9 protein-coding genes are annotated in these 10,585 nt (G+C 46.4%); 8 read left to right on the top strand and 1 reads right to left on the bottom strand.

Features of this window, described 5'->3' with window-relative positions; translation table 11 throughout:
- From AZ66_RS32965 to gyrB, 6 genes are all read left to right on the top strand, one after another.
- A partial coding sequence (locus AZ66_RS32965) for a hypothetical protein (protein ID WP_044356798.1) occupies nt 1-254 on the top strand: 254 nt, incomplete at its 5' end.
- Nucleotides 255-386: 132 nt separating this feature from the next.
- Nucleotides 387-1,529, top strand: a complete 1,143-nt coding sequence (gene dnaN, locus AZ66_RS22015; protein ID WP_021258414.1) for a DNA polymerase III subunit beta — start codon at nt 387-389, stop codon at nt 1,527-1,529.
- A 39-nt stretch (nt 1,530-1,568) separates the two neighbouring features.
- Nucleotides 1,569-1,793, top strand: a complete 225-nt coding sequence (yaaA, locus tag AZ66_RS22010; protein WP_021257558.1) for a S4 domain-containing protein YaaA — start codon at nt 1,569-1,571, stop codon at nt 1,791-1,793.
- Nucleotides 1,794-1,797: 4 nt separating this feature from the next.
- On the top strand, nt 1,798-2,910 hold the full coding sequence (gene recF, locus AZ66_RS22005) for a DNA replication/repair protein RecF (protein ID WP_021258415.1): 1,113 nt from the start codon (nt 1,798-1,800) through the stop codon (nt 2,908-2,910).
- A 27-nt stretch (nt 2,911-2,937) separates the two neighbouring features.
- Nucleotides 2,938-3,183 (top strand): extracellular matrix regulator RemB, encoded by a 246-nt coding sequence (gene remB, locus AZ66_RS22000; RefSeq protein WP_021257560.1) that lies wholly within the window; start codon nt 2,938-2,940, stop codon nt 3,181-3,183.
- A gap of 144 nt (nt 3,184-3,327) precedes the next feature.
- Nucleotides 3,328-5,238, top strand: coding sequence for a DNA topoisomerase (ATP-hydrolyzing) subunit B (gyrB, locus tag AZ66_RS21995; protein WP_021258416.1), 1,911 nt, complete (start codon nt 3,328-3,330; stop codon nt 5,236-5,238).
- Nucleotides 5,239-5,382: 144 nt separating this feature from the next.
- Here the strand turns inward: gyrB and AZ66_RS21990 are convergent, their stop codons facing one another.
- Entirely contained in the window at nt 5,383-6,126 is a 744-nt protein-coding gene (locus AZ66_RS21990) for a YheC/YheD family protein (RefSeq protein ID WP_044356795.1), read from the bottom strand.
- 474 nt (nt 6,127-6,600) lie between these two features.
- On the opposite strand from AZ66_RS21990, the gene gyrA reads away from it, so the two are divergent.
- A complete protein-coding gene (gene gyrA, locus AZ66_RS21985; protein WP_021258418.1) occupies nt 6,601-9,129 on the top strand; it encodes a DNA gyrase subunit A in 2,529 nt (842 codons plus the stop codon).
- Between the two features lie 156 nt (nt 9,130-9,285).
- Complete coding sequence (locus AZ66_RS21980) at nt 9,286-10,422, top strand: HD-GYP domain-containing protein (protein WP_044356793.1); 1,137 nt, start codon at nt 9,286-9,288, stop codon at nt 10,420-10,422.
- The last annotated feature ends 163 nt before the right edge of the window (nt 10,423-10,585 follow it).

Genomic DNA, 10,585 nt, shown 5'->3' with positions numbered 1-10,585 from the left:
TTGGTGAAGCATTTGGCGGACGAGATCATACAACCGTCATTCATGCCCACGAGAAAATCACCCAAAATCTGCAGCAAGATCAGGAACTTTACAAGGTCGTACAGAACCTGATCGACAAAATTAAAAATCCAAACGCTGTGAACAACATAACAAGCCTATACACAATCTATACACATGTGGATAGGCTTTACTTTATGCCTGTTCAAGAGGGTTATCCACATATTCAGTGCCCCTACTATTACTACTATTATTAAAAAAGATTATATAGATCATTATAAGAAGAGCACATATTCGGCATATCTCAACTCAGAGCAACGGGATATCACAAGATTAGTAACAGATAGCAACAGTAGAATGAGCGCAAATTGGCGTTAGGGAGTGAACGTATGAAACTTTCGATATTGAAAAATGAACTAAACGATGCAATACAAAACGTATCCAAAGCAATTTCCAGCAGAACGACGATTCCCATTTTAAGTGGGATTAAGGTTGACGTTACGTTTCAAGGGGTTACCCTTACCGCTAGTGATACGGATATATCCATTCAAACCTTTATCCCTGTAGAGGATGATCGCCAGACGATCGTTCAAGTGGAACGTCCAGGCAGTGTTGTTTTGCCGGCTAAATTTTTCGTCGAAATCATTAAGAAATTACCTTCCCAAGATGTAGAGATCGAAGTGAAGGAGCATTTCCAGACTTTCCTTCGTTCCGGTGCAACAGATATCCAAATGGTTGGACTTGATCCAGAAGAGTATCCTGTTCTGCCTAACATCGAAGAAAACCAAGTGATCACAGTCAATGGCGATTTGCTGAAGACCATGATTAAGCAAACTGCATTTGCTATTTCTTCCAACGAAACAACGCCAATTTTGACGGGGGTACTGTGGAATCTGAACGAAGGTAATTTGAAATTCGTATCTACAGATCGCCACCGCTTGGCAAGCCGTACAGCTGATATCCAAGCAGACCCAGAGATTCATTTTACGAATGTTGTCATTTCCGGTAAGACGCTGAACGAATTGAGCAAAATCATCCCTGATCAGAACACAATGGTGGATATTGTCGTTGCCGACAACCAAGTGTTGTTCAAAATCGATCGTGTTCTATTCTATTCGCGTATTTTGGATGGAACCTATCCGGACACTTCTAAAATTATTCCGCAAAACTACAAAACAGAACTTATTTTGGACACGAAAAAGCTCATTGATGCAATTGATCGTGCTTATTTGCTGTCCCGTGAAGATAAAACAAACATTGTTCGACTGCAGACGAAGGAAGATGGTTCGATCGAAATCTCTTCCAGCTCATCTGAGCTAGGCCGTGTTACAGAACAATTGGATGTGAAGGAATTCAAAGGGGATCCGCTTCGGATTGCATTCAACTCAAAATATATGCTGGATGTGTTGAAGGTTGTCGAATGTGAGAACATCTTCATTGGATTTACAGGGGCAATGAGTCCAATCATCATTAAGCCGACTGAACACGTCAGCAGCTTGCATCTCATTTTGCCATACCGCACCACAAATTAAGACAGGTTTGGTGCATCTGCATCACAAGGAGGAAACGACATGAATGACATCCAAATTCGAACGGAATTCATTACGCTCGGGCAGTTTCTGAAGCTGGCCAATTGCGCTTCAACAGGCGGCCACGCCAAAATTATGCTGGCAGAGAACATGGTGAAAGTAAACGGTGAAGATGAAGCGCGGCGCGGCCGGAAGCTGTATCCAGGCAACGTTGTCTCAGTAGATGGATGCGGTGAGTTCCTCATCGTTTCATCCCAAGAGGCTTAATCGGGTGTTCGTCAAATCGATCGCTCTGCAAAATTATCGCAATTATGGCGCGCTCGAATTGAATACAGACAATCGAGTTAATATTTTTGTCGGCAATAATGCGCAGGGGAAGACCAATTTGCTCGAATCCATATTTGTGCTTGCCCTGACGAAATCACATCGAACACCACGAGATAAAGAACTCATCGGATGGGAAGCAGAGCATGCACAGCTTCGAGCAGCTGTAGAACGGAAGTATGGGACGGTTCAGCTGGAATTAAACATTTCTCGGCAGGGGAAAAAGGCAAAGCTGAATGGTTTGGAGCAGCGTAAACTGAGCGGCTTCATTGGTGCACTTAATGTTGTCATGTTCGCCCCAGAGGATTTGGAGATCGTAAAGGGATCGCCAGGCATTCGCCGGAGATTTCTGGATATGGAGATCGGCCAAGTTCAGCCTAGCTATCTATACCATCTGCAGCAGTATCAGAAGGTGCTCATGCAGCGCAACAATCTGCTCAAGCAAATGTGGAGCAGCCCAAGCGGTCAAGCGAATACGATGCTCGATATATTCAATGAGCAGCTTGTTACGAATGGTGTTAAAGTTGTAAAGAAAAGGAAACAATATCTAAAGAAACTCCAATCATGGGCGGAGCAAATTCATGCCGGCATCACGAATGGCAAGGAAGCTCTTACCGTTGAATATAGTCCATCGTTTGCGATGCCAGACGAAGATGAAGCTGTCTTATTCGAGCAATTTATGTTAAAGTTAACACAAATGAAAGACCAGGAGGTGCGGCGCGGCATGACACTTGTCGGACCGCACCGGGACGATCTTGCCTTCTACATTAACGGCAAAGAAGTGCAAACCTATGGATCGCAGGGTCAGCAGCGGACGACAGCGCTGTCGCTGAAGCTGGCTGAGATCGAACTGATGCACGAGGAAATAGGAGAATATCCTATCCTACTGCTCGACGATGTTCTGTCTGAGCTTGATTCGATGCGCCAGACGCAGCTGATTGAGACGTTTCAGAGCAAGGTACAAACGTTCATTACGACGACAGGCATTGAAGGCATTAACACGAGCAAGTTGCATGATGCAAATATGTTCCACGTGGAAAATGGGCAAGTCATGCGGTAAGAGGTTGTTCTAAGGGGAGTGAGCGCTATGTATATTCACTTGGGCGGAGAAAGAGTCATTCGTTCCTCGGAACTGGTCGCCATTTTTGATGTATCGATAGAGAAATCATCTAAGCTGTCTAAGCAGTTCGTGGCGAATGCGCACAAAGTGAAAAATGTTGAGGCGATAGGCGAGGAAGAAGCAAAGTCCATCGTCGTGACGAAGGGAAAAGTATTTTACTCTCCGATATCATCTACAACATTGAAGAAGCGTGCGCATCATTTTAACGAGTAAGCGAACATTGCATACAGCCTTGTTGACAGCGTCATCTCAATAGATTCCACTGCTTAGCAGTTGGGATTGCTTGGGATGATGCTCTTGCAATTACATGCGATTGACATAATGAACGGTACTGAAATTAGAGAAGTAGGTGAAGGCATGTCTGTGAATCATAACACGTATGATGAGAGCCAGATTCAGGTGTTGGAAGGCTTGGAAGCCGTACGCAAACGGCCGGGGATGTATATCGGTTCAACGAGTGCCAAAGGTCTGCACCATTTGGTATGGGAAGTCGTCGATAACAGTATTGACGAGGCGTTGGCTGGGTATTGCACGAAAATCGAAGTAACCGTACATGAAGACAACAGCATCACGGTCGTGGATAACGGTCGCGGTATTCCAGTCGGGATACAAGAGAAGATGAAGCGCCCGGCTGTTGAAGTTGTTATGACCGTGCTTCATGCGGGCGGTAAATTCGGCGGCGAAGGATACAAAGTATCCGGCGGCTTGCACGGTGTTGGTGTCTCGGTTGTAAATGCCTTGTCTTCGAGCTTAATCGTTACCGTGAAACGAGACGGACATATCCATCAGCAGGAGTATCATCGTGGGGTTCCACAAGGCGATTTGGAAATAATCGGAGACACGGAGGAAACCGGCACAACGATTCGATTCCAGCCCGATCCAGAAGTGTTCACAGAGACGACGGTATACGAATACGAAACACTTCTGTCCCGTATTCGCGAGCTCGCATTTTTGAACAAAGGCATCCAAATGGTGCTTACCGATGAGCGTACTGGACATTCAGAAACATTTAAGTACGACGGCGGTATCAAGGAATTCGTTGAGTACCTGAACCGCAATCGCGAGAAGATGCATGAGCAGCCAATTTACGTGGAAGGCTCGAAAGATTCCATTACGTGCGAAATCGCACTCCAATATAACGATAGCTACACAGAGAATATTTACTCTTTTGCCAACAACATTCATACGCATGAAGGCGGTACGCATGAATCTGGCTTTAAGAGTGCGCTTACGCGAATCATTAACGATTATTCTCGGAAGATGAACCTCATGAAGGATAACAACTCCAACTTAAGTGGGGACGATGTTCGTGAGGGTCTGACCGCGATTATTTCTGTGAAGATTCCGGAGCCGCAATTCGAAGGACAAACGAAGACGAAGCTCGGCAACAGTGAAGTACGCAGCATTGTGGAATCTGTATTTTCTGAGAAGTTCATGGAGTTCTTGAACGAGAACCCGATGATTTCGAAGAAAGTCGTCGAGAAAGGGATGCAGGCATCCCGAGCTCGAGAAGCAGCTCGCCGTGCACGTGAGTTGACGCGGCGCAAGAGTGCACTTGAAGTGAGCTCTCTTCCAGGTAAGTTGGCGGATTGCTCTTCGAAGGATGCTGCACATTGCGAATTGTTCATCGTCGAAGGTGACTCAGCGGGTGGTTCTGCGAAGCAAGGCCGCGATCGCCATTTCCAGGCGATCTTGCCGCTGAAGGGTAAAATCTTGAACGTTGAGAAGTCTCGCTTGGATAAGATCTTATCCAACGCAGAGATTCGTGCCATTATTACGGCGCTCGGTACAGGGATCGGCGAAGACTTTGATCTTGAGAAAGCTCGCTATCACAAAATTGTGATTATGACCGATGCTGACGTCGACGGTGCTCATATCCGAACACTGCTATTGACCTTCTTCTATCGCTACATGCGCAAGCTTATTGAAGCGGGTTACGTGTATATCGCACAGCCTCCACTCTACAAGGTTGAACGCAACAAAATTGTTCGATATGCAGATAGCGATAAACAGAAGGACGAAATTATCGCAGAATTCGGTGAAGGCGTGAAGATTAACGTTCAGCGTTATAAAGGTCTTGGTGAGATGAATGCGGAGCAGCTGTGGGAAACGACAATGGATCCTGAGAGCCGGAAAATGCTCCAAGTTTCGTTCGATGATGCGAAGATGGCAGATGATGTGTTTGATACGCTCATGGGTGATAACGTAGAACCACGACGTGATTTCATTCAGCGTCATGCCAAGTTCGTTAAAAACCTTGATTACTAATCATATCCAACCATTTGGAATCGTGCATTCCTTAGAGAAGCACGGAGGATCGATATAACAATAAAGCCCCAGTTCCACATCAGGACTGGGGCTTTGGTGTGGTGGCGGGCTTCAGTTGTTGTCAGTAGGTGAGAGGAATCCTTGTTACGTCAATCGTCCATATGCTTTTGCATTTCGAACGATGCGGCGATAAGCAGCAGGGTTGAATGTACGGTACACGTAGATAGCGGGCTTCGTATTGACCTCTAAGATCCAGGGGTGCATGCTTTTGTCTATCGCAATATCAAGCCCAAGCTCCTTGATCCCCTTGTTCCCCTTGCTCAGTTGTGCCCCGACGGACAGCCCGATTCGTTCTAACTCGCTGCGCAGCTGCTGGGTAGAGCTTGCATTTAAGTGGGGTTTCAAGAGAGTTCGCAGCGATTCCATCTTCCCTCCGCTGCTGACGTTCGTCACAATCTTATGAGCAGCTGCCTTTCGACCGAAGATAGACATAACCTCCCACTTGTTGTTCACATTTTTTTGCACGAACACACGGAGATCGAACTTTCTCCCCCGGTGAGATAGCATGTGAATTCCCTGCTGAATCAAGTACTTTCGTTTTCCGATTCTGGTTTTGATTTTGGCAAGGAGAGAGTCTATTTCGGTGAAGGTAGCCGTGGAAGTCCCTTCTCTCAACTCGAATGAGTCATTGGTACGCTGCGTAATACGCATAACACCTTTGCCATGAGTGCCTAAGTCAGGTTTCACATACACCATTTGATATTGATTCAGCATCTCCTTCAACCGGAGAGCGCTATAGATGGACGTCTTAGGAATATACGAACGTAGTGAGGAGTCCTGCAAAATCTTTGTCTTTTTCCATTTGCTAAATATACGTTGGCTGGACAAACATACATCACCCTTTTCCACATCAATCGTTTTATTTTTAAACGGGTAGGGACAGAGGGATAGAGAAGTTGATATCAATGTATGATCATTCAGGCGAATAGAAATAGTACAATCAACTATATGGCGAGGAAAATGTTCGGATTTTGGGCAGTTTCATGGAACGTTTAATTGTATCTCTTTTGTGAAAGTAATATAATATGAATAGTGCAGTTATGGAATTGATGAGTATGATTTTATCCGCATGATCAAGCTAGAGTAGAAATTCTCCTTTGTGAACATGGCGCCTTCTGAGTCCATAATGGCTTATGTTGCCATGTGGGGAGTTTCGATATGGACTAGATAAAAGATTATTCGTCCGTGGAAATGGTTCGACCCCATTTATGGGGGGAAGGGCCGTTTTCGCTTGTAGAGCAAATATTGCATTTTGCTAGATGATGATGACGCTGTTAAATACGAATTTTAAGGAGGTCCAGCATGGCGGAAGAACAACAACCGCAAATCAGGGATCGCGACATCGGCACGGAGATGCGGGAATCATTCCTGGATTACGCGATGAGTATCATCGTAAGCCGCGCTCTGCCGGACGTGCGTGACGGATTGAAGCCGGTTCACCGACGTATTTTGTATGCGATGTCAGACCTCGGCATGTCACCGGACAAACCGTATAAGAAATCAGCGAGAATCGTTGGTGAAGTTATCGGTAAGTATCACCCGCATGGTGACTCTGCCGTATATGAGACCATGGTGCGTATGGCCCAGGATTTCTCGCTTCGTTACATGCTCGTGGATGGACACGGGAACTTTGGTTCCATTGACGGAGACTCGGCTGCGGCGATGCGTTATACAGAGGCGCGCCTCTCTAAGATTGCCATGGAACTGCTTCGTGATATTAACAAAGAAACGATCGACTTCGCTCCGAACTATGACGGCGAAGAGCAAGAGCCTGTTGTATTGCCGGCTCGCTTTCCCAATTTGCTCGTGAACGGGGTATCCGGTATCGCAGTAGGTATGGCAACGAACATCCCACCGCACAATCTGACGGAAGTCATTGACGGTCTGCAGGCGCTGATTAAGAATCCAGAGTTAACGCCAATGGACTTGATGGAATACATCAAGGGCCCAGATTTCCCAACATCCGGATTGATTATGGGTCGAGAAGGTATTCGCCAAGCGTATATGACTGGCCGCGGATCTGTTACGATGCGGGCACGTGCGACAATCGAGGACAATAACGGCAAGGCTCGTATCGTTGTTCACGAATTGCCATATCAAGTCATTAAGGCTCGTCTCGTTGAGAAGATTGCTGAATTGGTGCGCGAGAAGCGCATTGACGGCATCACTGACCTTCGTGATGAATCTGACCGCAACGGTATGCGCGTTGTTATCGAGCTGCGCCGTGATGTGAACCCGAATGTCGTTCTGAATAACTTGTACAAGCATACAGCGATGCAGAGCAACTTCGGTATCAATATGCTGGCGCTTGTGAACCAAGAGCCTCGTGTTCTTAATTTGCGTGAGATGCTCCACTATTATTTGGAGCACCAGATCGAAGTGATTCGTCGCCGTACTGAGTACGATTTGAGGAAAGCCGAGGCACGTGCACATATCCTCGAGGGCCTGCGCATTGCGCTTGATCATATCGACGAGATTATTGCGCTTATCCGCGGTTCGAAGAATGACGAAGAAGCACGTGAAGGCTTAATCTCCCGATTTGGTCTAAGCTTCGACCAAGCTCAAGCGATTCTCGATATGCGTCTGCGCCGTCTGACAGGCTTAGAGCGCGAGAAGATCGAAGCTGAATATAACGAATTGCTGATGAAGATCGCGGAATACCGTGAAATCTTGGCGAACGAACACCTTGTGCTGACCATCATTAACGATGAGCTTGAAGAAGTGAAGCAGAAGTTTGGGGATGAGCGCCGTACAGAAATCACGATTGGCGAGGATAGCATACTGGATGAGGATCTGATCCCTCAAGAAGATGTTATCATCACCATTTCGCATAGCGGATATATAAAGCGTCTTCCGGTAACGACATATCGAAGCCAGAAGCGTGGAGGCCGTGGTGTAGTGGGTATGGATACGAAGGATAATGACTTCGTAGAGCATTTATTCGTGTCCAACTCTCACCATTACCTGATGTTCTTCACGGACAAGGGTAAGGTTTACCGCATCAAGGCGTATGAGATTCCAGACTTGAGCCGTACGGCGAGAGGGACGCCAATTATCAATTTAATTCAAATTGAACAGGGTGAGTCCATCAGCGCGGTGATTCCAGTCGTGGAATTTGAATCTGACAAGTACCTGTTCTTTGCAACCCGCCAAGGGATCGTGAAAAAGACTCCGCTTGACGATTATGTCAACAATCGCAAAGGTGGCTTGATTGCCATCAACCTTCGTGATGATGATGCGTTGATTGGGGTTCGCCTGACGGACGGCGAGCAGGAGATCATTATGGGTACGAAGATGGGAATGTCGATCCGATTCTCTGAGAACGACGTTCGCTCCATGGGACGTTCGGCTACAGGCGTCAAAGGCATTACGCTTGATAGTGAAGATGTCGTAATTGACATGGATGTAGTCAATAAGGAGAATGATGTGCTTATTGTTACAGCCAAAGGTTACGGAAAACGTACCCCTATGGAAGACTATCGAATTCAGAGCCGTGGCGGTAAAGGGATCAAGACGATCAATGTAACGGACAAGAATGGTGCAGTCGTCGGCTTGAAGGTTGTACAGGATGGAGAGGACTTGATGATTATCACTGCATCAGGAACAATTATTCGTACAAGCATGTCGGGCATTTCCCAAATGGGTCGATACACGCAAGGTGTGAAGCTCATCAATATCCGCGACGACGATTCCGTATCTACGGTTAGCCGCTGCGATAAAACTGAGGATGATCCTGAGGAATCTTCTGAAGAATCGTCTGAAGAAACAGAACAAAATCCGGGCATGACAGAGGACGAAGCACCTTCTGCCTCCGAACCGGAATCAGAATAGAATGATGAACGTGAAGATGCAGCAGTAGTGTGAGCATTGACAACAGGTAGGGCGTATTCTTTTATAGAGTGCGCCCTTTTCCTTGATATAAGCAGATACATAACGACAACCGAGTCAAATCCATATGAAGAGGCCAACAGGAGAGTGTAATAACCTATGGTATTCATCCCCGTCTCGCAAGCTAAGCCAGGAGATCAATTGGAGCAGGACGTGATAACAGGGCTTGGCGGCGTAATTATGAATAAAGGAAGAACGCTCAGTGTACGTGATTTGGATGTGCTCGATGCTTTTATGATCAAATCGGTTGCAGTGGCAAGTTCATATCCTTCGCCGGTTATGGACAGCGTAGGAACTCGTGCAGATGCGCCGGATAGCAAAAACAGTGAACCGACCCTTCCTCAAGCACCATCACGCCAGAATAGCCAATTTCAACATGATGCCGGCTTTGTAGAATCATGGCTTCAGATGGTGAACCTACTCAAGAATGTATATAAGACAGTAGGAGCCACCAAGCTTCCTATATTAGAATTGCGCCAGCAAATGGAATGGCTGCTTGGGCAGAACGAACATTACTCTCCAGTCTGCTTCCATCCACAGATTAAAGAAATGCTGCAAGGAAATGAAGAAGACTATGTGTATCATAAATCCGCTGCGGTTGCGCTCACGTCATATCTTATCGGACAATGGAGCGGGTATCCTTCCAAGGAAGGGATGCAAATCGCTTTATCTGGGCTGCTGCATGATATTGGGAAGACGAAGGTCGATAGCGATATCTGGTCTAAAAAAGGCACCCTGACGGAAAACGAGAAGATTGAGATGCGCAGACATACCCATTATGGTTATGAGTTGCTTCGAAATGTGCCAGCCATTAATGATGGCGTTAAGCTTGCCGCATTGCAGCATCATGAGCGTATCGATGGGAGCGGGTACCCTCTAGGAGTAACAGGGGAACGAATACACCCGTATGCCAAAATCGTAGCGATCGCTGATATCTTCCATGCGATGACACAGAATCGAATATATAAGAGAGCTTCTTCCCCTTATATTGCACTTGAGAGATTAAAGGAAGAATCATTCGGCCAACTCGATCCCCAACTCGTACGCACATTCATCCACAAGGTGGCTCAGATGCATCAGAACGCATTTGTTAAACTGAATGATGGACGGGTGGGACGCATCGTATTTACGGAGGATGCCTACTTGACTCGTCCGTGGGTATCGGTAGATGGTAGCATCGTTCAACTTACGCAGGAAAGACAGATATGGATAGAGGAAGTACTCGCCGTGCATTGATCCTATTGAGTGGTGCGAGTAAAGCAGTAACCTTGCTATGGATTGGTATCGATAGAGTCTGCTATAAGGCTATGTGCGGGTGTTAGAATGGCTCCGCAATTAGCTTTATAGCAGATTTATATTCTTTTTAAAGTTTTTTTAAAAAAGTGCTTGCGTTATTATT

The sequence above is a fragment of the Paenibacillus sp. E194 genome, assembly GCF_000935845.1.
GTDB lineage: Bacteria > Bacillota > Bacilli > Paenibacillales > Paenibacillaceae > Paenibacillus_B > Paenibacillus_B alvei_B.
The sequence above is the reverse complement of the archived record's forward strand: the minus strand, read 5'-3'. Positions and strand labels throughout refer to the sequence as shown.

What these genes read in the sequence shown, in the direction of transcription:
- dnaN (WP_021258414.1), top strand. Translation starts at nt 387, where the DNA reads ATGAAACTTTCGATATTGAAAAATGAACTAAACGATGCAATACAAAAC.
- yaaA (WP_021257558.1), top strand. Translation starts at nt 1,569, where the DNA reads ATGAATGACATCCAAATTCGAACGGAATTCATTACGCTCGGGCAGTTT.
- remB (WP_021257560.1), top strand. Translation starts at nt 2,938, where the DNA reads ATGTATATTCACTTGGGCGGAGAAAGAGTCATTCGTTCCTCGGAACTG.
- gyrB (WP_021258416.1), top strand. Translation starts at nt 3,328, where the DNA reads ATGTCTGTGAATCATAACACGTATGATGAGAGCCAGATTCAGGTGTTG.
- gyrA (WP_021258418.1), top strand. Translation starts at nt 6,601, where the DNA reads ATGGCGGAAGAACAACAACCGCAAATCAGGGATCGCGACATCGGCACG.
- AZ66_RS21980 (WP_044356793.1), top strand. Translation starts at nt 9,286, where the DNA reads ATGGTATTCATCCCCGTCTCGCAAGCTAAGCCAGGAGATCAATTGGAG.